Below are 25,236 nucleotides of genomic sequence, written 5' to 3'. Positions count from 1 at the left end.
GGGGCAGGGATCAGGGGCGCAGGCGCAGTTCGGCGGCGCGGGCGTGCCCTTCCATCCCTTCCATCCGGCTGATCCGCGCGGTGCGCAGGGCCAGTTCATGCGAGGCGTCGGCGTTGCAGCGTTGCCAGGTCACGGTCTTGGTGAATTTGTGCACCGACAGCCCGCCCGTATACCGCGCCGCGCCGCTGGTGGGGAGCACGTGGTTCGGTCCGGATGTCTTGTCGCCAAAGGCCACGGTGGTTTCCTTGCCAAGAAACAGCGAGCCATAGGCCGACAGCCGCCCCAGCCACCAGTCGAGATCCTCGGCCAGCACCTGAAGATGTTCGGGCGCATAGCGATCCGCCACCTGTGCCGCCTCTTCGCGGGTGTCGCACAGGATCACGTCGGCGCGTTCCGCCCAGGCGATGCGCGCGGCGGTGGCGTTGGGTTCGGGCAGGCTCGCGATCAGGCGCGACACCCGTTCAAGCACCGCATCGGCCAACGCCCGGTCGGTGGCCACCAGCCAGACCGGGCTGTCCATGCCATGTTCCGCCTGGCTGACCAGGTCCCAGGCCACGGTTTCCGCCGACGCGGTGTGATCGGCAATGACCAGCGAATCCGTCGGGCCGGCGAACATGTCGATGCCGACCCCGCCAAACAGCATCCGTTTCGCTTCGGCGACATAGCTGTTGCCCGGGCCGACAAGGATATCCGCCGGTTTGCCGCCAAACAGCCCCTGCGCCATGGCCGCGATCCCCTGAACGCCGCCAAGGTTCAGGATCAGGTCGGCCCCGCACAGGTCCATGGCAAACACGATGGCATCCGGTATCCCGGTTTCGGGGCGCGTTGGCGACACCGCGGAAATATGTTGCACCCCCGCGACCTTGGCCGTGGTGATGGTCATCAGCGCGCTGGCGATGTGGCTGTAGCGGCCACCGGGCACATAACATCCGGCACTGGAGACCGGGATTTGCTTTTGCCCGGCGATCAGCCCCGGCATCACTTCGATCTCGCATTCTCCCAGCGTCGCCTTTTGCGCCTCGGCAAAGCGGCGGATATTGGTCTGGGCAAAGCGGATGTCGTCCTTGAGGCTCTCGGGAACCCGGTCACAGGCGGCCTTGCGGGCGGCGTCCGACAGGACGATTTCGCCGCTCCAGCCGTCGAGCTTTTGCGCGTAGTCCCGCACCGCCGCTTCGCCATCACGCTCGATATTGGCCAGCATGATGGCCACGATGTCGCGAATGTCCTTGTTTTCCACAGCCGGGCGAGGGTCGGCGGATTTGAGATAGGTAATGGCCATGGTGTCAACTCGATTGTGTCAGGGTGTGGTCATGGATCGCGTCGGCCAGCACATCGATCGTGTCGATGACCGGAACCTCGGCGGACAGGGCAGGGGCGAGCAGCGAGAATTCCGAGCAGGCCACAAACAACAGCGTGGCCCCGGCATCGGCCAGTTCCTGTGCCGCGTCGGCCAGAACCTGATGGGATTGCGGGGTTGCGCCCTCGGCCTTGATCGCGCGGATCGCGCCCAGCATCCGGTCGCCATCCCCGGGCCAGAGCGCGGTCAGGCCGGCGCGTTCTAGGGCCGCGTCAAAGACCCCGGCAAGACGGACCGCTGGCGAGGCGAGAATGCCGATCCTGCTTGCGCGCGGGGCATGTTCCGCAGCCCGGTCCACGGCGCGTTCGACCATGTTCAGAAACGGAACGGAGACCGCCGCCGCAATCCGTGGCGCATAGTGATGCGCGGTGTTGCAGGGCATGGCCAGCGCCGTCGCCCCGGCGGTTTCCAGCCGCCGCGCCATTCCGGCGAGCACGGGGGCGGGGTCGGGCCCGGTGCCCTCGATCAGATGCGCGATGCGCGACGGCACCTGCGGGTTCATGTCGATCAGCAGCGGCAGGTGATCGGCGTCGTCGCGGGCGGTGACGGTCGCCAGCAGGCGCTGCTGAAGCAGGATCGTCGCTTCTGGCCCCATACCGCCGAGTAGGCCGACAACCCTGCGCGTCATTGGCCGACCTCGCTGACCGCTTCGCCGATCAACTCGGCGATCAGGACGCAATCGGTCTCGGAAAAACTCAGCGGCAGGCGCATGTCGAACAGGGTCGCCATGATGCGGTCGGTTTCGGGCAGGTCCTGTTGCCGCACATAGCGCCAGCTGTGATGCGACGAGGTAAAGCCGGCAGGCTCTTTTGCGCCGAACCATTTCAGTTCCACGCCGCGTTGGGCGGCTGCGGCGATCACCGCGCGGCATTGATCGGCGGTGAAACCCGGCAGGCGGAACTGGATCGACGAGCCCACATGCACCTCTGCGGCGGGCAAGGCGATCGTGGCGATGCGGTTATGCGGTTTCAGAACCCGCTCCACCGCGTCATAGCGGGCGTTCCACCGCGCGATGTTGCTGTCCAGGGTCGCCAGTTGCGGGCGCAGGATGGCGGCACGCAGGGCGTCCATGCGGGCCGAGCAATTGGGCATCTCGTAGCGGGGCGGGTCGAACGCTTCGGGCGCGGGGCCGGCACCGTGACGTTCATAGAGCATGTAGCTGCCGGACATGATCGTCGCGCGGGCGGCAATGTCGGGGTCGTCGGTGGTCAGGAAACCGCCTTCGCCGGAGTTCATGTGCTTGTAGGTCTGGGTCGAGAAACAGGCCACCTTGCCGAAATTGCCCGAGCGCCTGCCATTCCATGATGCGCCCATGGTGTGGGCGCAATCCTCGATGACCGCGACTCCGGCGGCGTCGCAGATATCCATCAGCCGCTGCATGTCGCAAAGGTGGCCACGCATGTGCGACAGCAGGATGACACGCGCGCCGGATTGCGCGATCTTGCCCGCCAGGTCATCAAGGTCGAGGCGCAGGTTCTCGTCGATCTCGACCAGCACCGCTTGCCCGCCCACCGCCTGGATCGCGCCGGGAACCGGGGCCAGCGTAAAGCCGTTGGTCAGGACCGTGTCGCCCGGCGCAACTTCGCAGGCGCGCAGGGCGATTTGCAGGGCTTGTCCCCCCGAGGTGAGGGCAAGGCAATAGGCGCTGCCTTGCCAGTCGCGATAGGCGGCTTCGAGCATCGCCACCTCGCCGGTTTCGCCAGCGGCGAGGTTGTATCGGTGCAGCCGCCCCGATTGCAGAACGGCCACCGCGGCGTCGATGGCATCTGCCGGGATCGGTTCCTGTTGGGTGAACGAGCCGGTAAACCTGCGTGCCACGGTGGTGATCCTTTCTAGAGTTCGACCCAGCGGTCGGTGTTGTCAAAGGCGAAATCATATCCGCCAAGCGCTGCGGCCCCGCCGGTGTGCAGGAACACGATACGCTGATCCTTGAACGCGCCCTTGCGTGCAAGATCGATCAGCCCGGCCGCGCCCTTGGCGGAGTAGCAGGGGTCAAGCAGGATGCCTTCGAGCTCGGCAAACATCCGGATCGCCTCGATGCCGCTGTCGGTGGGCAGGCCATAGCCTTCGCCGACATAGTCGGTATTGGCCATCACGTCCTCGCGGCTGACCACGCCTTCACACCCGAGTTTCTGCGCCGTGCGGCAGGCCAGGTCATAGACCATCTGCTCTTGCTTGGGCTGGGGTGCGCGGGTGCCGATACCCAGAACCGGGATCTGCGCATTCATCGCGCTCAGCCCGGTGACCAGCCCGGCCTGCGTACCGGATGATCCCGTCGCGTGAACCAGCCGGTCGATGACCAGCAAGGCATCATTGGCCTGCGACACCATCTCGAAGGCGCAGTTGACATAGCCCAACGCGCCGGTCGGGTTCGATCCGCCGCCGGGGATCACATAGACATTGCGCCCCTCGGCGCGCTTTTTCTCGGCGGCACGTTCCATTTCGCCGGGCATGTCGTGGCCGCCGGGGAATTTCTGGGTCGTTGCGCCGTGCAGGTGATCCAGCAGCACGTTGCCGTTGTGATTGTAGTTGGCGTTGTTATAGGCGGTGCGATCCTCGAGCAGGATGTGACAGTCAAGACCCAGCTTGGCGGCATAGGCGGCGGTCTGGCGGCCATGGTTGGTCTGGGTCGCGCCCTGGGTCATCACCATGTCGGCGCCTTGTTCAAGCGCCTCGCCCATCAGGAATTCCAGCTTGCGGGTCTTGTTGCCGCCGGTTGACATGCCGGTGCAATCGTCGCGTTTGATCCAGATTTCAACGCCCAATTCCTTGGACAAGCGTTTCATCGGCTCCAACGGGGTGGGCAGATGTGCGAGACGAACACGCGGAAAGCGGGAAAGGTGCATCTTGGGGTCCTTGTGACTGGAGATCGTTTCGGGCGTCATGCGCCATGGCGAGGAAGCGGGTCTGGTATTTCGTGGGAGAGATACCGAATTCCCGCGTGAAAAGCTTGGAAAAATTCGAGGTGCAGCCAAAACCGCAGGCCAGCGCCACTTCGAACACGGGCAACGCCGTCTGTTCGAGCAGCACCCGGGCGCGGCGCAGGCGCAGCGCCCGGTAGAATGCTGCCGGGGTCTGGCCGATGAAGAGCTTGAAGCGGCGTTCGAACTGGCGCACCGAGACACCGGCATGGGCCGCCAGTTGGCTGATTGGCAGCGGGTCTTCGAGATTGGCCTCCATCTCGGCAATCGCGCTTTCCAGCCGCGCCACCCGCAGGGCGTTGACGTCATTTTCGCTGCGCGGCTGCTCGGCGGCCCCCTGGCGGATCCGGTCGACCAGCAGGATATTGCCCACCGCCTGGGCCAGCCGCGTGTTATAGCGCGCGACGATCAGGCTCAGGGTGACATCCGCCGCCGACAACATCCCCGCCGAGGTCGCGATGCGGCCGGTTTCGGTGAACAGGGGCAATTTGCCGTGGCTCTCGCAGGTCACCGTGTCGCGCAGCTGCTGGTGCTCCCAATGGGTCGTAAGCTGCTCGGTTTGCGGGTTGATCCGTTGCCATTCGGTTGCGGCGTCGGACATCAGGATGATGTTCTGGCCGCGCCGTTCGCACCACCGCAGCCGGGCGCGCAGATTGGCAAAGCTGGTCCTGATCCCCTTGCCGCCCAGAACCACCAGATGGTCGGGCAATGTCGTTTCATCCAGCGGCAGCGGCGTGGCGCGGACCAGCAGCCCGCCGAGGCTTTCGACCAGGTCCGAGCCGCTGGTGGTGCAGATGCGCAAGTCGAATTCCACGCCAAGCCCAAGCCGGTTTGCGATGCGCAGCGGATCCTGAACCAGCGCGAGTTCGGTTGGAATGAACCCCGGTTCAACCAGAATGGTGACGGAAACCCGCTGCATCGGCTGTTTATCCCCGCATCAACGCATAAGAGGGATCATAGGGGGAGGGCGCAATCACCTCGGCTCCCACCAGGTCTCCGCACAGGTCGAGCTGCATGGAGCTGCCGGTATCGGCCAGGTCCGGCGAGACAAACGCATAAGCCAGGTTCAGGCCGACGCGATGACCCCAGTCGCCCGAGGTGATGGTGCCGACGACCCTGTCACCCTGCATCAGCGAGGCACCGCCATGCGCCGGGGCGTGGCTGGTATCGATCCTGAGTGTCACCAGCTTCTGGCGCGGCCCGTCGGCGTGGCGTTTTTGCAGCGCGTCCTTGCCGACAAACTCGCCCTTGTCCAGTTTTACGAAACGGTCCAGCCCGGTCTCGAACGGGTCGAATTCGGTCAGGAGATCGGCCTTCCAATGCATGAACCCTTTTTCCATCCGCATGGACTCAACCGCCCGTGCCCCGAACAGCCCGAGCCCATGTGCCTCGCCCGCCTTGCGCAGCGCCAGGTAGGCGGCATAGAGCGAGGCGTTCGGCACGTGGATTTCATAGGCCAGCTCGCCCGAAAAGCTGACACCCAGCACCGTTGCCGGGGCAAAGCCGATGAAACATTCGCGCACGCTCAGCCACGGGAAGGCTTCTTTCGACCAGTCGCCCCGCGCCGCCGCCGACAACACGTCGCGCGCCTTGGGTCCGGCCAGAACGAGGATGGTCTGATCGTTGGTCAGCGAGGTGATCTGCACGTCCTCGTCGGCACCGATATGGGCGCTCAGCCAGTCCATGTCGTGATATTCGCTGGCCGCCGCCGAGCCGTACCAGACCCGCTCGGGGCCACGGTCGCTGGCGGGCAGGTTGGCGACGGTGGCCTCGCCCTTGACCATGCCGTGATGGTTCAGCAGATAGCCCAGCCCGACCCGGCCCGCGCGCTTGGTGACATTGCCGCAGAACATGCGGTCAAGGAATGCGTGGCGGTCGGCACCGGTGATTTCGAAGCGGTTAAACCCGTTGACCTCGCAGAGGCCGACGTTTTCCTGCACGTTCCTGACCTCGGCGGCGACCACGTCGAAGGCCTCGTCAAAGTTGAAAGACAGGGTCGGATGGAAATCGGCGGCGGGCTTGATGTAGTCGACCCGTTCCCAGCCGTTGACCACGGTAAATTCGGCCCCCTCGGCCGCCATGATCGGGGTCAGCGGCGTGGTTTTTGCCGGGCGGCCCGCCGGGCGGTGCTCGTGCGGGAAGTGGAAGCGGAATTCGTTCTGGTAATCCTCGATCGCCTTGAGCGCGGTCAGTTCCACATTGGTGTGGCCGGTAAAGCGGCGCGGGTCGATGCACCAGGTGTCGTATTGCGCTTCGCCATGCACGATCTGTTGCGCCAGCAGCCAGCCATGGCCGCCGCCCTCGCCCAGGCCGGCGCGCAGGCCGATGATGCAGAACGCGTTGCGCTTGCCGGGGATCGGGCCGACCAGCGGCGCGCCGTCAATCGTATAGGTGATCGGGCCGTTGACAATCGACCGGATGCCGGTTTCTTCGAGTACCGGCATGCGTTCGAACGCCCCGGTCAGCACATCCATTACACGGTCAAGATCATCGGGGCAGAGGGCGTTGACGAAGTTCGGGTCTATCCCGTCCATGCCCCATGTCTTGCAATCCTGTTCATAAAAGCCGACCAGCAATCCGCCCTTTTCCTGACGGCTGTAATAGTCGCTGATCGGACAGCGCAAAAGCGGCATCCGGTGCCCGGCTTCGGCAATGGCGGGAATGTCCTCGGTCAGGAAATACTGGTGCTCCATAGAGGCGACGGGGTGATGCACACCCATCATCGCGCCCACCTCGTTCACCCGATATCCACAGGCGTTGACCACGATGTCGCAGTCGATGTCGCCCTTTTCCGTATGCACGGTCCAGGTGTCATCCTTGTGCTGGGTCAGCGCGGTCACCGGGGTTTCGCGATACACCTCGGCCCCTGCCTTGCGGGCATGAAAGGCCAGCGCCTGGCACAGCTGCGCCGGATCGATGTCACCATCCAGCGGATCCCACAGCCCGCCCAGCAGGTTGGTGGTGGAAATCAGCGGGTGACGGCGGGCGCATTCCTCGGCGTCGATCACCTCGAAATCGACCCCCATGCCCCGCGCCATGGATGTGAAATGTCGATAGCCCTGCATCTGTTCCGGCGTGTTGGCAAGCCGGATGCCGCCATCCGCGTGGTGATAGTTGATCGGGTAATCGGGATTTTCGGACAGTTCCTTGTACAGGTTGATCGAATGGGTCTTGAGCCCCACCATTGTCTGGTTGCCGCCAAAGTTGGTGACCTGTGCCGCCGAGTGCCAGGTGGTGCCGCTGGTCAGCTCGTTGCGCTCGACCAGGACCACGTCGGTCCAGCCTTCCCGAGTGAGATGATAGAGGGTCGAGCAGCCGGCGATGCCTCCGCCGATAACAACAACCTTGGTCCGCGATTTCATGGCAACGCCTCCGATGCAAGTTGCGCATAACAGGCACCGAGTCGGGATGATATCGCAAATGCTTCCCATGAATTTCGATAATTTCAAAAGCTATATTCGATAAACTCTGACATATGGCGGGACAATTGCGCGCGCTCCTCTCAAGGGGCTTGAATCCAAGGGGAAAGGGAGGTCGGATATGCCTGCTATACGTGGTCGCAGAACCGGAAGACGCGAAAGAATGGCCCTGCGCGCGGCCAAGCCCCTGCGCGATCCCTGTCCGCCGGGGCAGATCGGGGGCAGTTACAAACCGCTCTCAGATGCCGAGCTGCGCCGCATCTATGACACCGCGCTCGACCTGCTCGAGAAACTGGGCATGGGAGAGGTGCCGCCGCGCCTGCGCGATGATCTGATCGCGGTTGGCGCCGTGGATGACGGGGCCGGTCGCCTGCTGTTTCCGCCCGCGCTTGTCGAGAGCGCGGTGGATCAGGCCGCCAAGACCTTTGTACTGCACGGGCGCGATCCGGACCGGTCGATCGAGGTGGGCGGCAACCGGGTGTATTTCGGCACCGGCGGCGCGGCGGTACAGACGCTGGACATCGAAAGCGGCTTGTACCGGCCCGCGACGCTGACGGACCTGCATGATTTTACCCGGCTTCAGGACGTGTTGGCCAATGTCAGCTGGTTCACCCGCTGCTGCGTGGCGACCGACGTGCCGGATAATTTTGATCTGGATGTGAACACCGCCTATGCCTTGTTGCGGAACACCACCAAGCCGACGGCCACTTCGTTCACGCTGGCCGGCCATGTCGCCCCGATCGTTCAGATGCTGGACATCGCGGCGGGTGGCGAGGGCGAATTTTCGCGCCGGCCCTTCATGAAAACCCATATCAGCCCGGTCATTTCGCCCATGCGCTATGGCGAGGACGCGGTTGACGTGGTGTATGAATGTATCCGCCACAATATCCCGATCTCGTGCATCACCGCCGCACAGGCGGGGGCGACCGCGCCGGCAACCCTCGCGGGGTTCCTTGCGCAATCGCTGGCGGAAACCCTGGCCAGCCTGGTCATGGTTCATGCGATTCAGCCGGGCTTTCCCATGGTTTTCTCGAACTGGCCGCTGGTGATCGACCTGCGCTCTGGTGCCTTTTCAGGGGGCAGCGGCGAGACCGCCGTGCTGAACGCCGCATCGGCGCAATTGTCCAACTGGCTGGGGCTGCCTTCGGGAGTGGCCTGTTCGATGACCGATGCCAAGGCGATCGACGCGCAATACGGCATGGAAAAGGGCATCACGTCGATGGCGGCGGCGCTTGCAGGGGGCAACCTGATCTATGAAAGCTCGGGCATGACCGCATCGCTCCTGGGGGCGAGCTTTGAGGCATTCGTGCTGGATGACGAGATGCATTCCAACACCTACCGGGCCCTGCGGGGCATCGAGGTAACGGACGAAAACCTGGCCTTCGAAGCGATCCGCGACACGGTTCTGGGGCCGGGGCATTTCCTCGGCGCGCAAGAGACCTATGCGGCGATGGAGCGGGACTATTTCTATCCGCTGATCGCGGATCGGGACGAGCCCCGGACCTGGGCCGAAAAGGGGGGCCGGGATGCCTGGTCGCGGGCGCGCGCCAAAGCCCGTGAGATCCTGCGGGATCACCGGCCCGACTATCTCGGGCCGGAACAGGATCGGGACATTCGCGCCCGGTTCAACATCCTCTGAGGTTAGCCCAACAGCTTGAAGCTGTCTCCGAGCCAGGGATTGGCCTTGTGCATCGGGACCAGCGCGTGATCGCGGATCAGGTTGCGCATCTTGCCATCGACCAGTTCGATCACCGACCGCGAGCAATCCGGCGTGGCCACCAGCGCCAGCGTTCTGGAAAAGCTCTTGCCCGGAAACCGGTGCATGCGCAGCTTGGGCTGGAACCGCTTGGCGCGTGAAAACAGCAGCGGCGTGGTGATCGTCCACCCCGCGCCGGCGGCGACCATTGCCATCAGCGTCTGGTTGTTGCTGCATTCGAACTTGTGCGACATGGCGACCCCCAGCCGGCGCAGCTGGCTTTCGATCTGGCGGGCGATCATCAGGTTGCTGGAGAAATGCAGAAAGGGCAGCCGGGTGCGGTTCTCCACGATATCGGTCAGCGACTGCTCCTCGATCAGCGGCAGAACCACCACAAAGGGGTCGCGCAGCAGGGGGCGGTCCTGCAATTCGCCCAATCGCTCGCCGGGGGCTGCAGTGATCCCGAGATCAAGCTGGCGATTGCGCAGCATGTCGATGATCGCGTGGCTGGACTCGGTCTGGTACATGAAATCGCAGGCGGGCATGTATGAGGACAGGAACACCGCCAGTTCGGGCACGATGTCGCTGTCGAAATCCTCGATGGTGCCGATCCGCAGATAGCTGGCCTCGGTCAGGCTGCCCGCCGATGCCTCGGCCTTGGCCTTGCGAATGGCAAACAGCGCACCGTCGATATTGCGCAAGAACGCCGCGCCCTTTGGCGTCAGCACCATCGGGCGGCGCGCATGGTTGAACAGATCGACACCCAGGTGATCTTCGAGATTGCGCAGGTGGTGCGAAACCGTGCTGACCGTCAGCCCGGTTTCCCGCGCCGCAGCCTGAAGCGATCCTTTCTGGGCGCAGATCTGGAACAGCTCCAGCGACTTGAGGCTCAGGTCCTTGGAGGCGGCTTGTCGGGGCATCGGGCATACCGGTTGGTTGCAGTTTCGGCATCACCTTAATCGTAAAATTTACGAATATAAATCTCAATAATTCGCATAACGCCAAATCCAGTCCGAACCCGCCGGAAAACATGGAAGCCTTGCGCACCACGACCGGCCGCACGGATTTTCGGCACGGCGCAGTTTTGAAGGAGCGATCATGAAAAGAGTATTGCTGGCATCTGTATGTGCCCTGGGTTTCGCGGCCCCGGCCCTGGCGGACGAATGTGGCGAGGTCACGATTACCCAGATGGATTGGGCTTCGGCGAATGTGGTCACGTCGGTGGCCAAGTTCCTGATGGAGCAGGGGTATGGATGCTCGGTCACCACGGTTCCGTCCTCGACCCCGACCGCGCTGACCTCGGTGGCCGAAACCGGCACGCCCGACATTCTGACCGAACTTTGGGTCAACACCGCCCCGGCCTATGCCAAGCTGGTCCAGGAGGGCAAGCTGGTCGAGCTGACCGACGTGCTGTCGGATGGCGGCATCGAAGGCTGGTGGGTGCCGCAATACGTGGTCGATGCCAACCCCGAGGCGGCTACGCTGGATGGTATCCTCACCAATCCCGACCTGGTGGGTCGCCGGTTTGACAATTGCCCCGATGGCTGGGGGTGCCGGACGGTTAATGACAACATGAACCGCGTCATCGACATGCAAGGGGCCGGAATCGAGGTGTTCAACCACGGCTCGGGCGAAACGCTGGCCACCGCCATCGCCTCGGCCTATGCGGACAAGGAACCCTGGTTCGGCTTCTACTGGGCACCGACCGCGATCCTGGGCAAGTATCCGATGGTGCTCGTGGAAACGGCGGATTACGACGCCGCAACCCATACCTGCAACAGCAGCAAGGACTGTGCCGAGCCGGGCGTTTCGGCCTATCCGCGCGCGGCGGTCAAGACGGCGGCGACCACCAGCTTTCAGCAGAAGGAACCGGTAATCGCCGAGTTGATGTCCAAAGTCACCTTTACCAACGAACAGATGGGCGGCGTTCTAGCCTGGATGGAAGACAACAACGCCTCTGCCGAAGAGGGGGCGGTGTATTTCCTGACCAGCAACCCGGATATCTGGGCCGATTGGCTCAGCGATGCGGCGAAGGACAAGCTGTCGGCCCTGTTGAAATAGGCCGATCTCACCAACGCCCCGGCTGGCTGATCCCGCCGGGGCGCAGGCAATTCGCGCGCAGGAGACATGCCGGTGTCGAGCTACGACAAGATTTTTGATGGATTGGGGTTGCGGGACTGGTGTGACGCCGACGCATCCGATGCGCCGATGAGCATGGCGCAGCTGCTGGCCAAGAGCGGCGGCGGCGAGGGCGGCATCGGCGGGGCGCTGCCCTTCCCGTCGCTGGATGCGCTGCACGAGGCTTGCGACGCGATCCCGCAGACCCGCGACATGACCGTGAGCGTCGAAGAGGGCTTTCTGGCCATCAAGGACGGTCTTAAATTCGTGCTCGACCCGCTTACGCAGCCGTTGTCATGGATGCTCGAAGGCGCGCTCTGGGCCTTTACCGCGACGCCCTGGTGGCTGTTGATCCCCTTGCTGGTCTGGGCCGCATGGGCCGCGACGCGCAAGATCGGCGTCACGGTCTTTGTGGCCGCGGTCTTTGCGTTTTTCGGGTTCATCGATCATCTGGACGTGGCGCTTCAGACCCTGTCGATCATCTTTGTCTGTACCGGGCTGAGCGTGCTGCTGGGGGTGCCGGTGGGCATCCTGATGTCGCGGTCGGACCGGATGCAAAAGGTGATGTTGCCGATCCTCGACATGCTCCAGACCCTGCCCAGCTTTGTCTACCTGATCCCGCTGATCTTCCTGTTTTCGGTGACCGAGCCGAAACTCTATGGCATCGCGATCATCCTGTATGCCATCGTGCCGGTGATCCGCTTGACCGATCTCGGCATACGGCTGGTCGACAGGGACGTGATCGAGGCGGCCGACGCCTTTGGCATGACCGACCGGCAAAAGCTTTTTGGTGTGCAATTGCCGCTGGCGCTGCCAAATATCATGGCCGGGGTGAACCAGACGATCATGATGAGCCTTGCGATGGTGGTGATCGCCTCGCTGGTGTCCGCGCCGGGGCTGGGGGTGCTGGTGCTGCGCGGTATCCGCAATCTTGAACTTGGTGTCGGGCTGGTGGCCGGTTTCGGCATCGTCCTGCTGGCGGTGGTGCTTGACCGCTGCTCCAAGGCCGCTTTGCAACGCATCGATCCCACTCACGAGACGGACTAGACCGCGATGACCTCACCCAAAATCCGCGTCAGGAACCTCTACAAGATCTTCGGCCCCGACCCGCAGCGTGTCCTGTCCAGGGTGCGCGATGACGGGATGGGCAAGGCCGAGTTGATGGAGCGGCATCGCCACGTTCTGGGGCTGCGCGACATCAGCATCGATATGCAGGCCGGGGAAATATCGGTCATCATGGGCTTGTCCGGGTCGGGGAAATCCACCCTGATCCGCCACCTGAACCGGCTGATTGAACCCACCGCCGGCGAAATCCTGATGGATGGCCAGGACGTGATGCAGCTTGGCGCAGAGAGCCTGCGCTCGCTGCGCCGCAAGTCGATGTCGATGGTGTTCCAGAAATTTGCACTGTTGCCGCATAACACGGTGCTGGAAAACACCGCCATGGCCCCGCGTATTCGTGGCGAGGCGCGGGACGCCCGCGAGGCCGAGGCGCGCAAATGGCTTGACCGCGTGGGACTCTCGGGGTTCGAAGATCGCTATCCCCGGCAGCTGTCGGGCGGGATGCAACAGCGGGTCGGGATCGCGCGGGCGCTGACCGCTGACACCGATATCATGCTGCTTGACGAGGCGTTCTCGGCGCTTGATCCGCTGATCCGCACCGACATGCAGGATTTGTTGTTGGAATTGCAGACCGAGCTGCACAAGACGATCATCTTCATCACCCATGATCTGGACGAGGCGCTCAAGCTGGCGGATCACCTGGTCATTCTCAAGGATGGCGCGGTGGTACAGCAGGGCGCGCCGCAAGAGATCGTGATGCGCCCCGCCGACCCGTATATCGAGGCCTTTGTCGGCGACATCAACCGCGCGCGGGTGCTGCGGGCGGGTACGATTGCGACGCAGGGCGAACCGGATGGTGCCGTGGTCGGCGAGGTCGATTGGCAGGATACGCTCGAAGCGGTGATCCGGGTTGCCGAGGGTCGCACGGATGCAACCGTGATCGTGTCGCGCGACGGACAGCCAACTGGCAAGATCGAGACCCGCGACCTGTTGTCGGCACTGATCCCCTATGCGTCGGGGGCGGTCGAGACCGCGGAGGCGCGCTAGGGCAAGCCCCGCCTTGGCGCGCCGGTGGTTTCGCGAATGACCAGTTCGGCGGAGATTTCCGAAACCAGCACCGGCATGTCCGGTTCGCGGATGCGATCGAGCAAGACCTGCGCCAGCTTGCGGCCCAGTTTCTGTGGCGACACCGCCATGGTGGTCAGCGCCGGGGTCGCCAGCGCCGCATCGGCAATGTCGTCAAACCCGATCACCGACAGGTCGCGCCCCGGAACCTGGGCGGATTTTTGCAGGCCAAGACAGGCGCCAAGCGCCACCATGTCGCCGTTGCACACCACCGCCGTCACCTTTGGATGCGCCGCGCGCAGGGCGTTCAGCGCCTGCATCCCGGCCAGCTTGGTATCTTGTGATGGCCAGATGATCGGTTCGGCAAGGGCGCGGGCCTGCATCGCGCGCTCATATCCGGTGATCCGCCGCTGCCGCACGGCAGTCATTTCGGTTCCGCCCAGATAGGCGATGTGGCGATGACCCAGGTCGGCAAGATGGCAGGTGGCGGCGTCGGTTGCCACCGCGTTGCGGATGCCGACATGATCAAAGCTGTCGCTGGCAGGGCGCAGAAAGGACACGGTGGGCACCGCCTGCGCGCGCAACAGGTCAAAGGTTTCGTCCGGCGTATCCCGGGCCGGCACCCAGAGCAGCCCGCCCCGGCCATTGCGGATGAACGCTTCGAGCTGTCTGCCCTGCCGCGCGGCGTCGTCGCGGGTATCAAGCACCGAGACGAGATAGCCTTCGGCCTCGAGCAGATCGACCACCCCCGACATGACTTCGGCATTGAACGGGTTGGCCAGCTGGTTGATGACAAACCCGACCTCGCGATTGTCACCCGACCGCATTGACGCGGCCCGGTTGTCGGGAATGTAATGCAGGCGCTTGGCAGCCTCGAGCACCTTGTCGCGGGTCTTGCCGGAAATGCGGCCGGTGCCACGCATCACCTGGCTGACCGTGGGGACCGAAACGCCGGCTTCCTGCGCAACGCTCTTGAGCGTGGGTTTGCGGGCCATGATCTTCCAGCCTTTGATATAACGTTCTTTCGGACATTGTGGCGGATTTGGCACCGGTTTTTCAAGGATAATCTGCATTCCTTCGGTGGATTTGCTCAGCGCTGCCACAAATACGTTGACAGCTGGTATATCGTTACATCATATTTGCGTTACCTTATGGGCGAGTCGGTTTCGGCTCGCAAACGCGGCATGTGGGGCGGCGAAGGAGCGCTGCCCCAGGTCTCATACTCGGGAGGGCGAGATGTCATTTCACACCAAGTTTGCCACGGTAGCGTCCGGTCTGGCATTGTCACTGGCGGCGGGGCTGGCACAGGCCGATGTCCTGTTCTGGTCGACCCAGGCCAATCCGGTCGAAGAGCAGCAGGCCATGCGCGACCAGGTTCTCGCCACCCATGATGACGCGGTCGATTACCAGTCCAACGAGGCCGGTGCCTGGCTGACCCGTTTGCAGGCCGAACTTCAGGCGAATTCGGGGTCGATCGGGCTGCTGGGCGCGTTGCATGGCAACTTTTCCGCGATGAACCCGGACGATCTTGTCGACCTGTCGGATCTCGGGCTGCAATCGTCGTCGGACACGTTCAACAACCTCGCCATGCTGGGCAGTGACAGCCTGCAATACATGCCGTGGATGCAGGCGAGCTATATCATGGCGGCCAGCCGGGACTCGCTGCAATATCTGCCCGAGGGCGCGGATATCAATGCGCTCACCTATGACCAGCTGATTGAATGGGCCGCGACTGTCCACGAGGCGGCGGGCGAGCCCAAATTCGGCTTTCCGGCCGGGCCGAAGGGGCTGAAACACCGGTTCTTCCAGGGGTATCTCTACCCGTCCTATACCAATGGCGTGGTGCGCACCTTTGCTTCGGACAAGGCCGTGATCGCGTGGGAGAAATTCAAGGAACTGTGGGCGCATACCAATCCGGCCTCGACCAATTTCTCGTTCATGCAGGAGCAGCTGTTGTCAGGGGATGCGTGGATCGTCTTTGACCATACCTCGCGGCTGGCGCAGGCGTTCAACGAACGCCCGGACGATTTCGTGGCCTTCCCGGCGCCCGCCGGCCCCGAAGGGCGCGGATTCATGCCGGTTCTCGCCGGCATCGCCATTCCCCGCACCGCGCCGGACATGGAGGCTTCCAAGGCTCTGCTGGCACATATGATGAAGCCGGAAACCCAGATCGCAACGCTCAAGGCCACGAATTTCTTTCCGGTGGTCGATGTGACGTTGCCCGATGATCTTCCGCCGTCGGTCAAGGCGGCGGGTGATGCGGTTGCGCGCATGTCGTCGGCGGCGGATGCCAACCCGGGGCTGCTCCCCGCGGGGCTGGGTAGCAAGGGTGGCGATTTCAACCGCGTATTCGTCGATACGTTCGAACGTATCGTGCTGGCGGGTCAGCCGGTCGAAGCGGTTCTGCAAGACCAGAAACGCCGCCTGGAAGCCATCATGAGCGAAACCGGCGCGCCCTGCTGGGCTCCGGATGCCCCCTCCGAAGGGGCCTGCCCGGTCGAGTAACCGCGCACCTGGTCCGGGCCCTGCGCGGCCCGGACATCCCGACCTTTCAACCAGCCACCCCAAGGCGCGGACCGCGCCGGAACAAGGAGCGATTCCATGAACGCTCGACTATTGCCTTACCTGCTGATCCTGCCGGTGACGCTGTTCTTGTGCCTGTTCTTCCTGTATCCCTTCGTGCTCGTCGCGAAACAGGCATTCACCACCGGCGCGGGCGTTACCCTCGATAATTTCCGCGAAGTCGTGAGTTACTGGAAATTCCCGATCTCGCTCAAGAACACGCTGCTGCTGGCGGCGGCGGTTGTCCCGGTGCAGCTGGCGCTGTCCCTGCTGATGGCCACGATGGTCACCAGGATGAAAAAGGGGCGCGACCTGATCCTTTATGTCTGGACCATCCCGCTGGGCATTTCCGATCTGGCGGCGGGGCTCATCTGGCTCGCGATCTTTGAGCAATCCGGGTTCCTGAACTCGATGATGGACGGGTTGGGGCTGATCGACAAACCGGTCAACCTGCTGACGTTCCAGAATCCCGGCCTCGTTTTCGCGGCGATTGCGCTGGCGGAAATCTGGCGGGCGACGGCGATCATGCTGGTGATCCTGGTGGCGGGCATCGGCCTGATCCCCAAGGAATATTACGAAGCCGCCGAAGTCTTTGGCGCCAGCCCGTGGAAACGCTTTTTGCGGATCACCCTGCCAATGCTGCGGCCTTCGCTGCAAACGGCGCTGGTGCTGCGGGTGATCATGGCGTTCGAGGTGTTTGCCGTGGTGGCCGCCCTTGGGGGGACGCTGTTCCCGGTGCTGATGGGGGAAACCTATGCCTACCAGTTCGATCTGCTCAATAGCGGGGCCGCTGCCGCGATGGCGCTGATCATCCTGGCGATCTCGATTGCCGCGACCCTTGTCATCCTGCGCGCCCTGCGCGTCCCGAAAGGAGCAACGATATGACCGATGCCGCTGTTGCCGCTCCCGTGTCGGCGGACTCTCGCAAGGCGGGCAGGTTCGTCTATGTCTCCGCGGTGGTGCTGCTCTGTGCCTGGGTGATCGTGCCGATCTATTTTCTGACGATCAACACGCTCTCGTCCCCGGATACCGTGAACAGTTTTCCCAAGCCGTTCTTTCCCGAATTCGACCTGGGCAGCCTGACCTTCTTTGCCAATTTCTCGGGGATGCTGACGGCGCTCAAGAACTCGATCCTGGTGGCGGGCATGACCATGATCATGTCGATCCTGATCGGCGCGCCGGCGGGCTATGCCCTGTCGCGGTTCGATTTCAGGGGCAAGGAGCTGTTCCGCCTGCTGATCCTGCTGACGCGGGCCTTTCCGCTGCCTTTGCTGGCGCTGCCGCTGGCGGTCATGTTCATCCAGACCGGGCTTGACGATACCACGTTCGGGCTGGCTCTGGTTCACACCACGCTGGCGATTCCGTTCGCTGTGTTGATCACCTTCTCGCTCTTTTCGGGGATCCCGATCGAGTTGGAAGAGGCCGCGTGGACGCTTGGATGTACCCGTCTCACGGCCTTTACCAAGGTGGTCCTGCCGCTGATCCTGCCGGGGATCACGGCGTCGGCGATCTTTGCCTTCGTGATCTCGTGGAACGAGGTTTTTGCCGCCGCCGTTCTGACCATCGAGAACCGCACGCTGACCGCGTTCCTGCTGCAAAGTCTCGACACCTCGCCGCTGCATCTGAAATTCGCAGGGGGGTTCATCCTCGTCGTGCCCGCGCTGATCTTCATCTTTGCCGTGCGCAAGTATCTCTTTGCCATGTGGGGCATCGCCAACCGCTGACGGGTGGCCCCAGAACAATTGGACACCGGTGTTTCGTTCGGGCGTGGCCCGATGGGACACCGGGCGACCAGAAAAGGAAACCAGACAAATGGCTGAAATCCAGATCAAGAACGTCGCCAAGCGTTTCGGCGAATACCAGGCGCTGCACGACATCAACCTTACCATTGACGACCAGGAATTCATGGTGCTGCTCGGGGCGTCGGGCTGTGGCAAGACCACGCTCTTGCGGATCATCTGCGGGCTGGAAACCGCGACCACGGGCGAAGTGTGGATCGGCGGGCGGCGGGTTGACCACCTTGCCCCCAAGGATCGCGGCATCGCCATGGTGTTCCAGAACTATGCGGTATTTCCGCACCTGACCGTGTTCGAGAACATCGGCTTTGGTCTGCGCATGCAGAAGCTGCCCGAAGACGAGGTCAAGCGCCGGGTCGAGCGTACCGCCGGGCTGATGCATATCGACATGCTGTTGCAGCGCTATTCCGGTGAACTGTCCGGCGGGCAGCGGCAACGGGTGGCGGTGGCGCGGGCGCTGGCGATGGAGCCGGACGTGATCCTGATGGACGAGCCGCTGTCCAACCTTGACGCGCTGTTGCGGATGGAAATGCGCGCCGAGCTCAAGGGGGTTCTGGCCGAGTCGAAAACCACCGCGGTCTATGTCACCCATGACCAGGTCGAAGCCATGTCGATGGCCGACCGGATCAGCGTCATGCACAAGGGCAAGATCGTTCAGGCGGCATCGCCGATCGAGGTCTATCGAAACCCGGCCGCCGAATTCGTGGCCAGCTTCATCGGCAACCCGCCGATGAACTTTCTCGATGCGACCTCGGCGGGGGACGGCAAATGGCAGGTGGCGGGCAAGGTGCTCGATGGTCCGAAATCCGGTGGCAAGCCGCTGCAATTCGCCATCCGGCCCGAAGATTTGCAACTCGCCGATGACGGGCTGAGCGCACGGGTCCGCATTGTCGAGCCGCTGGGCGCGCATCTTCTGGTGACCTGCGATGTGGACGGGGCGTTGTTCCGCGCCGTTCTGGACAGTGATCTTGCGGTCAAGGCCGGCGACACGCTGACGCTTGCCCCGCAGACCGACCGGGTCCGGTGGTTCGACCCGGGCACAACGCTTGCTGTTGCGTAAGGCAGATAAAATGGAAAAAAGCGAAATGATCGACCACGCGCGGCAGGTTCTGCGCGACAATGACCGGGGCAGCTATACGGTTCCCACGCATGGTTTGTACCCGTTCCAGTGGAACTGGGACTCAGCACTCAGCGCCCTGGGGTTCTCGCATCATGACGAGGCGCGCGCATGGACCGAGATCGCGACCCTGCTGGCGCATCAATGGGAAGACGGGATGGTGCCGCACATCATCTTTCATCAGCCGGATGACGGGTATTTTCCCGGTCCCGAGGTCTGGGGAACGGGGCGGGCGGTGCCGACCACCGGCATCACGCAGCCGCCGGTGGCCGGGTTTGCCGTGCGCCGTATCCATGACCGCGCCCGCGACACGGCGCTGGCGGCGGAACAGGCGCGGGCCTTGCTGCCGGGCATTCATGCCTGGCACCAGTGGTTCTATCGGTGCCGCGACCCGCAGGGCACGGGGCTGGTGGCGTTGCTGCATCCCTGGGAATCCGGGCGCGACAATTCGGTTGATTGGGATGACGCGTTCAGCCGCGTACCCACCGAGGGCGTGGGGGCGTTCACCCGCCGCGACACCACCCATGCCAACCCGGCGCATCGCCCCACCGACGAGCAGTACAAGCGCTATATCTGGCTGGTGCAGAAATTCCGCAGTCTTGGTTGGGACAATTCGCGGCTGCATGATGCCTCGCCTTTCCAGGTGGTAGACCCGGGCTTCAACGCCATCCTGATCCGGTCCTGCCATGATGTCGCCGACCTCGCACAGCGCCTTGGCATGAACGCGATCGCGGCCGAGTCGCGGGCCATGGCCGACAAGGGCGTCGCGGCGCTTGAAACCCTGTGGCAGGAGGAGCAGGGCCAATATCTCTGTTTCGACCGGGCGCGCGGCACCTTGGTCGACAGCCCGTCCATCGGGGGAATCCTGCCGGTTTTCGCGCCGATCCCGCAGGACCGCGTCGCGGCCCTTGTCCGCCGGATCGAGACGCTGGCAGAGAGCTGTGAGTACCTTGTTCCCAGCCATGACCCGAGCACCCCGGAATTCGATGGTTTGCGCTATTGGCGGGGGCCGGTCTGGCTGATCGTGAACTACATGATCGCCGACGGCCTGCAACGCTGCGGTCATGGCCGGATGGTCGATCGGATCCTGGATGATTGCCTGCGCCTGATCGAGACCAGCGGGTTTGCCGAGTATCACGATCCGATCACCGCCGAACCCTGCGGCGGGGCGCATTTCACCTGGACCGCCGCCATGGTCATCGAAATCCTCAACACCCACAAGGTCGACGCATGAAACGCTCTCGCATCAACGAGATCATGGCCGAAGCGGACGAGATGATCCGCAGCCATGGTTTTACCCTGCCGCCCTTTGCCTATTGGACGCCGGACGAATTTCGCGCGCGCGCGACTGATGCCCGGCACGTGATCGATGCGCGCTGTGGCTGGGACATCACCGATTACGGCGATGGGCGCTTTGACGAGATGGGCCTGTTCCTGTTCACCCTGCGCAACGGCCTGTTGTCGGACCTGCAACGGGGCGGCGGCATGTGCTATGCCGAAAAGCTGCTGATCTCGCGCCAGGATCAGCTTTCGCCGATGCATACCCACGTGATCAAGGCCGAGGATATCATCAACCGGGGCGGCGCCACGCTGGTGGTCGAGTTGTTCGGTTCGGATGACGCGGGCAATTTTGCCGGGGACAGGGGCGGCACCGTCTGGCTTGACGGCATTCGCCACGCCTATGCGCCCGGAGAAAAGCTGCAACTGCGCCCGGGGGAAAGCGTCACCCTGCGCCCCGGCGACTGGCACGCGTTCTGGGGCGAAGGCGGCGATGTTCTGATCGGCGAGGTGTCGACGGTGAACGATGACGAAACCGACAATATCTTTCGCGAGCCCATCGGTCGGTTTGCCGAGATCGAGGAAGATCAGCAACCGACACATCTGTTGGTCAGCGACTATCGCGGCTGGCTCGGCTGACCTCGTGTCGCGCCGGTTCCGGTGATCCGGAACCCCGTGCTCTGCCTGAGAATTCCGATTGCCCGGTGCGCTCCCCGCGCGCCGGGCTTTTGCGTTCATCACCCGTGGATTCGGGTCAAATCGCCATGGGTGTCGGCTTTGCCTTTGCAATTTTTCCAAAGATCATTCCGTAAACACCCGGCTATTGTGTAAGCCCCCGCTCGCGTATCTGGGCGTTGGCCGCACGGAAAACCCCGGTTGGGACAGGCAGGCCGCCTGGCCGGTCCGGGGTGTCGGTCTGGCCGGAATGTCACCAAGACACTGCAATCATCCCCGGTATGCGGGGAAAGGGAGTACAAGATGACTTACAAGACCATGATCGCCTCCGCCGCGCTTGCAACACTGGCAACCGGCGTCCTTGCCGACGACAAGGCCACGGTGTCGGCCTTTTATGACATGCTCAGCGCGCCGGCCTCCCAGGAAAAGACCGACGCCTTTGAGGCAGCGGTTTCGGAAAACTGGGAAAGCATCGGCGACTATTCGGGCAAGGCCAAATCGCGCGATACCTTTGCCGGACAGGTTGGCGGGTTCTTTCAGCTGATCCCCGATCTCGATTGGGACGTGCAGGAGATGCACCAGGACGGAAACATCGTCACCGTTCGCAGCCGGGCAACCGGAACGCCGGTCGGGCCGCTCTTTGGCGTCGACGGGCAGGGGCGCGGTTTTGACATCATGACCATCGACATCCACGAGTTGCAGGACGGCGTGATTGTCCGCACCTACCATGTCGAGGACTGGTCGGGCGCGCTGCGGCAGCTCTCCGGGCAATAGGTCCCGCAAGACCGCCGCGCCGGCGCGGAACATCATCGTGCCGGCGCATTGGCACAGCTGATCACACGCAACCAAAGGACATCACAATGACCTATGCAGTTACCGCCGCTTCGGGCCAGCTGGGGCAGGAAATCCTGCGCAAGCTTGTCGCGTTGCCCGATGGTGCGCCGGTTGTCGGCCTCGCCCGCACCCCCGCCAAGGCCCAGGGGCTGGGGATCGAGATCCGGCCCGGCGACTACGAGCAGCCCGAGGCGCTCCGGGCGTCGCTGGACGGGGTGGACGCGCTGATCCTCATCTCGGGCATGGAAGACCCGGACGCCCGCATCGGCCAGCATCGCAACGTGATCGAGGCCGCTAAGGCCGCCGGTGTACGCAAGATCGTCTATACCAGCATCCAGGGCCCGGAAGGGGGCACGCGGTTTTCCCCGGTGGTGCAGAGCAACCGCCAGACCGAAGCGGATATTCGCGCCAGCGGTCTTGAATGGGCGATCGGCCGCAATGGCATCTATATCGAGCCCGACGTGGAGTATATCGACAATTACCGCGCCCGCGGCGAAATCGCCAACAGTGCCGGGACCGGCAAATGCGGCTATACCACCCGCTCCGAGCTCGCACATGCCTATGTCAGCCTGCTGACCCGGCCGGACCATAACGGGCGCACGGTGGATTTGAACGGCACACCGATCAGCCAGCAGCAGCTTGTCGATCACCTGAACGCTACCTTCGGGACCGAGCTTGGCTATCGCGAGATGACGGCGGAAGAATTTGTCGCCGACCGGTCCGCCGAGCTTGGCGATTTCATCGGTCCGATCATCGGTGGGATCTATCAGGGAATACGCCTTGGGGCCTATGACCGGGCCGGCGATTTCGCCGCGGTCACAGGTCGTCCGCATCAGGAATGGGACGCCTATTTCGCCACGCTCAATGCGTGACGCCACAGAAAGAAATGGCCGCAATCCTGACGTGATTGCCGGCCGCCACGATCACCAAGCACAATGGAACATCAGATGACAAACATTCGCAGCGCGGTTTTTGCCGCAACCGTCACCGGCCTCGGCCTCGCAGGCGCAGCCCATGCCGAAGGCTTTTACGGCACCGGGATGCTGGGCTACAGCGCACAGGCCTCGGATTCCAAACCATATGGCAACAATATCGCGGCTGACCCGGATTTCCCCGGCGCATTCGACAGCGGCGATGGCGGGGTTGCCGCCCTGGGTGTCGGTTATGATTTCGGCAACAACTTCCGGCTGGAGGGTCGCCTAGGGTATCATCAGGGCGATTTCAACAGCACCCGTTATGGCACCGGCGCGCGCGCGGGCGCTGAATATGTCCTGGACGGCAAGATCGAAAGCACGACGCTGACGGTCGAAGGGTTCTACGACTTTCCGACCAACTCGACCATCAAACCTTATGTCAAGGCCGGGCTTGGTGTCGCGCGCAACAGCTATTCCGCGCGCCTCGGTGGCAGCGGGGTTGCGGGTTTCGATGCGTTCGACGGAACGGTCGACGGGTATTACGACGCCTATGACGATCAGACATCGACCGAGTTTTCATGGAATGTCGGGGTCGGTGCCAGCGTCTTGCTGAATGACAAGGTCACCTTGTTTGCCGAGTATCAATACGTGTCTTTCGGCGACGCCAGCACCGGTCAGGATGCCTTTACAGACGGGTTCCGGGTAGATGCGGCCGCGCATGAAATTCTCATCGGTGTGCGCGCCCGGTTCTGATCCGGGCCGGCACATCCGGGTTGCAAGGGTCATTGGCGATGCGCCAATGGCCCGTTCGTGGTCCGCGCCCCATGCCGAAATGGCGTAGGGCGGACGGAAATTTCCGCCCGGAACGCGACGGAAATGCCGTGCCCCCGCGTTCAACTGGAAATCGCCGGAGTTCTGCCCTTGTCCTTTATCAAATCCTTTCTCAATCACCCTTACACGTTCTGGGCCATTCTTTGCCTGCCTGCCATTCCAATGTTCATGTTCCTGACCTCGGGTGATCCGCGGGCGATCCACGGGTTGCTGCATCCAACCGGAGAATTCGCGGCGCGCTTCATGATCATCGCGATGATGATCACCCCGTTGACGATGCTGTTCAAAGGCTGGCGCGGCCCGCGCTGGCTGATGAAACGGCGGCGGTATCTTGGGGTTGCGGCGTTTTTCTACGCGGCTGTGCATACGGTGCTGTACCTGTTCGACATGGGCGCGGTGGCCTTTAGCGGCGGTGAATTGTCCAAACTCTATATCTGGACCGGGTGGATCGCCTTTCTGATCTTCGTGCCGCTGGCGGTGACCTCGACGGATGGATGGGTGCGCAGGCTTGGTCCAAAATGGAAAATGCTGCAACAATGGGTTTATGCGGCGGCGGTTCTGACCCTGTTGCACTGGGCGGCGCTGCACGACTGGGGTGGGATCATTCCGGCACTGGTGCATTTCCTGCCCCTTGGCCTGCTCGAATTCTACCGGGTCTGGTCGATCCTGCATCGCCGGAAACTGCGCGCCACCCAGCAGGTATAGGGCGGGTCCGGACGGTTTGGACACACTCAACACGCCTGATTGGGCGATTGCCCCGTCGTTATTTCTCAGATGTTAATTTTGCCACCGTCTACGTTGATTGTTTGTCCTGTAACGAAGTTGCTGTCGTTTGATGCGAGGTAGATGAGTGTTCCGAGCAGGTCTTGTGGTAGCATGTCGCGTTTGATTGATCTGGAGGCGACGGTTGGGGCTCGGGCGATGTCAAATCCTGTGTTTGCGGCGAGGCCTTCGCTTTCGGTGAGGCCGGGGGCGATGGCGTTGACCTGGATGTTCTTGTCGCCGAGTTCGCGCCCGTGGCAGCGGGTCAGGGCGATCACGGCCCCCTTGGAGGCGGTGTAATGCGACAGGCCCGGTGGTCCGTAATAGAACGTGCCCGAGGCGATGTTGACCACCTTGCCGCCGCCCGCCGCGATCATGGTGGGCACGATGGCGCGCATCACCTGGTGCACGCCGCGGGCATTGACGCGCATGATGGTGTCGAACTCGTCATCGGAGATTTCGAAGAACGGTTTGGGTTGCAGCGTGGCAAAGATCGAGGCGTTGTTGACCATGATGTCGAGCCCGCCCATGGCCTTGGCGGTGTCGACCATGGCGGCGAGATCGTCATTGCTGGTGACATCGACGGTCAGGCCCTGCGCCGTGCCCCCGGCATCGGTGATCGCCCGCACCGCGGCGGCGGTGTCCTGCACATCGGTCACCAGGACCCTGGCGCCTTCGTCGGCCATCGCCCGGGCCATCAGCGCACCGATCCCCTGCGCCGCCCCGGTGATGACGGCGACTTTCCCTTCAAGACGTCCCATGACGTTCCTCCTGTGTTATCTGCCCTATCGCTTCGCTGCTTGAGGGCGGGATTCATGCCCTATCGCTT

23 protein-coding genes are annotated in these 25,236 nt (G+C 63.2%); 14 read left to right on the top strand and 9 right to left on the bottom strand.

The features are described 5' to 3' along the window. Window positions 1-10: 10 nt before the first annotated feature. From hisD to ACP15R_RS25235, 6 genes are read right to left on the bottom strand one after another with little or no spacing between them, the layout of a single operon-like run. Window positions 11-1,279, bottom strand: coding sequence for a histidinol dehydrogenase (gene hisD / locus ACP15R_RS25260; protein WP_424988662.1), 1,269 nt, complete (start codon window positions 1,277-1,279; stop codon window positions 11-13). Between the two features lie 4 nt (window positions 1,280-1,283). Beyond that, window positions 1,284-1,985: an aspartate/glutamate racemase family protein gene (locus tag ACP15R_RS25255; protein ID WP_424988661.1), complete on the bottom strand. Its 702-nt coding sequence runs from the start codon at window positions 1,983-1,985 to the stop codon at window positions 1,284-1,286. Beyond that, complete coding sequence (locus ACP15R_RS25250; protein ID WP_424988660.1) at window positions 1,982-3,175, bottom strand: DegT/DnrJ/EryC1/StrS family aminotransferase; 1,194 nt, start codon at window positions 3,173-3,175, stop codon at window positions 1,982-1,984. The genes ACP15R_RS25255 and ACP15R_RS25250 overlap by 4 nt, the downstream gene beginning before the upstream one ends. A 14-nt stretch (window positions 3,176-3,189) precedes the next feature. Further along, window positions 3,190-4,203: a D-cysteine desulfhydrase gene (locus tag ACP15R_RS25245; RefSeq protein ID WP_424988659.1), complete on the bottom strand. Its 1,014-nt coding sequence runs from the start codon at window positions 4,201-4,203 to the stop codon at window positions 3,190-3,192. Beyond that, window positions 4,112-5,197, bottom strand: coding sequence for a GlxA family transcriptional regulator (locus ACP15R_RS25240; protein ID WP_424988658.1), 1,086 nt, complete (start codon window positions 5,195-5,197; stop codon window positions 4,112-4,114). Before ACP15R_RS25240 ends, ACP15R_RS25245 begins: the two co-directional genes overlap by 92 nt. A 7-nt stretch (window positions 5,198-5,204) precedes the next feature. Continuing rightward, window positions 5,205-7,640: a GcvT family protein gene (locus ACP15R_RS25235; RefSeq protein WP_424988657.1), complete on the bottom strand. Its 2,436-nt coding sequence runs from the start codon at window positions 7,638-7,640 to the stop codon at window positions 5,205-5,207. Window positions 7,641-7,818: 178 nt separating this feature from the next. Here ACP15R_RS25235 and ACP15R_RS25230 point away from each other — a divergent pair, with 178 nt between their 5' ends. Then, window positions 7,819-9,336: a trimethylamine methyltransferase family protein gene (locus ACP15R_RS25230; protein WP_424988656.1), complete on the top strand. Its 1,518-nt coding sequence runs from the start codon at window positions 7,819-7,821 to the stop codon at window positions 9,334-9,336. A gap of 2 nt (window positions 9,337-9,338) precedes the next feature. Here ACP15R_RS25230 and ACP15R_RS25225 read toward each other — a convergent pair whose 3' ends face one another. Next, window positions 9,339-10,313, bottom strand: a complete 975-nt coding sequence (locus tag ACP15R_RS25225) for a LysR family transcriptional regulator (protein ID WP_424988655.1) — start codon at window positions 10,311-10,313, stop codon at window positions 9,339-9,341. A 178-nt stretch (window positions 10,314-10,491) separates the two neighbouring features. Between ACP15R_RS25225 and ACP15R_RS25220 the strand changes: the two genes are divergently transcribed. From ACP15R_RS25220 to ACP15R_RS25210, 3 genes are all read left to right on the top strand, one after another. Then, window positions 10,492-11,454, top strand: a complete 963-nt coding sequence (locus ACP15R_RS25220) for an ABC transporter substrate-binding protein (RefSeq protein ID WP_424988654.1) — start codon at window positions 10,492-10,494, stop codon at window positions 11,452-11,454. 72 nt (window positions 11,455-11,526) lie between these two features. Beyond that, window positions 11,527-12,558: an ABC transporter permease gene (locus ACP15R_RS25215; protein ID WP_424988653.1), complete on the top strand. Its 1,032-nt coding sequence runs from the start codon at window positions 11,527-11,529 to the stop codon at window positions 12,556-12,558. 6 nt (window positions 12,559-12,564) lie between these two features. Next, window positions 12,565-13,620 (top strand): quaternary amine ABC transporter ATP-binding protein, encoded by a 1,056-nt coding sequence (locus tag ACP15R_RS25210; RefSeq protein WP_424988652.1) that lies wholly within the window; start codon window positions 12,565-12,567, stop codon window positions 13,618-13,620. Here ACP15R_RS25210 and ACP15R_RS25205 read toward each other — a convergent pair. Further along, a complete protein-coding gene (locus tag ACP15R_RS25205; RefSeq protein ID WP_424988651.1) occupies window positions 13,617-14,633 on the bottom strand; it encodes a LacI family DNA-binding transcriptional regulator in 1,017 nt (338 codons plus the stop codon). The two genes, ACP15R_RS25210 and ACP15R_RS25205, sit on opposite strands and share 4 nt — an antisense overlap. Before the next feature lie 241 nt (window positions 14,634-14,874). On the opposite strand from ACP15R_RS25205, the gene ACP15R_RS25200 reads away from it, so the two are divergent. From ACP15R_RS25200 to ACP15R_RS25155, 10 genes are all read left to right on the top strand, one after another. After that, on the top strand, window positions 14,875-16,143 hold the full coding sequence (locus ACP15R_RS25200) for an ABC transporter substrate-binding protein (protein ID WP_424988650.1): 1,269 nt from the start codon (window positions 14,875-14,877) through the stop codon (window positions 16,141-16,143). Between the two features lie 96 nt (window positions 16,144-16,239). Continuing rightward, entirely contained in the window at window positions 16,240-17,085 is an 846-nt protein-coding gene (locus ACP15R_RS25195; protein ID WP_424988649.1) for a carbohydrate ABC transporter permease, read from the top strand. Next, entirely contained in the window at window positions 17,082-17,924 is an 843-nt protein-coding gene (locus tag ACP15R_RS25190) for a carbohydrate ABC transporter permease (RefSeq protein ID WP_424988648.1), read from the top strand. Before ACP15R_RS25195 ends, ACP15R_RS25190 begins: the two co-directional genes overlap by 4 nt. Before the next feature lie 88 nt (window positions 17,925-18,012). Beyond that, entirely contained in the window at window positions 18,013-19,056 is a 1,044-nt protein-coding gene (locus ACP15R_RS25185; protein WP_424988647.1) for an ABC transporter ATP-binding protein, read from the top strand. Between the two features lie 10 nt (window positions 19,057-19,066). Beyond that, window positions 19,067-20,347: an amylo-alpha-1,6-glucosidase gene (locus ACP15R_RS25180; RefSeq protein ID WP_424988646.1), complete on the top strand. Its 1,281-nt coding sequence runs from the start codon at window positions 19,067-19,069 to the stop codon at window positions 20,345-20,347. Next, the gene (locus ACP15R_RS25175; protein WP_424988645.1) at window positions 20,344-21,030 is read left to right on the top strand and encodes a D-lyxose/D-mannose family sugar isomerase; all 687 of its coding nucleotides are present in this window, start codon (window positions 20,344-20,346) and stop codon (window positions 21,028-21,030) included. Before ACP15R_RS25180 ends, ACP15R_RS25175 begins: the two co-directional genes overlap by 4 nt. A 339-nt stretch (window positions 21,031-21,369) precedes the next feature. Next, window positions 21,370-21,840, top strand: coding sequence for an ester cyclase (locus ACP15R_RS25170; protein WP_424988644.1), 471 nt, complete (start codon window positions 21,370-21,372; stop codon window positions 21,838-21,840). Window positions 21,841-21,926: 86 nt separating this feature from the next. Further along, window positions 21,927-22,772, top strand: a complete 846-nt coding sequence (locus ACP15R_RS25165; RefSeq protein ID WP_424988643.1) for an NAD(P)H-binding protein — start codon at window positions 21,927-21,929, stop codon at window positions 22,770-22,772. 75 nt (window positions 22,773-22,847) lie between these two features. Continuing rightward, window positions 22,848-23,567 carry an outer membrane protein gene (locus ACP15R_RS25160; RefSeq protein WP_424988642.1) on the top strand — a complete coding sequence of 240 codons (720 nt, stop codon included), beginning with the start codon at window positions 22,848-22,850 and terminating at the stop codon, window positions 23,565-23,567. Window positions 23,568-23,735: 168 nt separating this feature from the next. Further along, entirely contained in the window at window positions 23,736-24,350 is a 615-nt protein-coding gene (locus tag ACP15R_RS25155) for a sulfite oxidase heme-binding subunit YedZ (protein WP_424988641.1), read from the top strand. 65 nt (window positions 24,351-24,415) lie between these two features. Here the strand turns inward: ACP15R_RS25155 and ACP15R_RS25150 are convergent, their stop codons facing one another. Then, on the bottom strand, window positions 24,416-25,168 hold the full coding sequence (locus ACP15R_RS25150; RefSeq protein ID WP_424988517.1) for an SDR family NAD(P)-dependent oxidoreductase: 753 nt from the start codon (window positions 25,166-25,168) through the stop codon (window positions 24,416-24,418). Between the last annotated feature and the right edge of the window lie 68 nt (window positions 25,169-25,236).

The organism is Microbulbifer sp. S227A (assembly GCF_049800935.1).
Note: the sequence above shows the minus strand (reverse complement) of the source record. Positions and strands in the feature narration are given on the sequence as shown.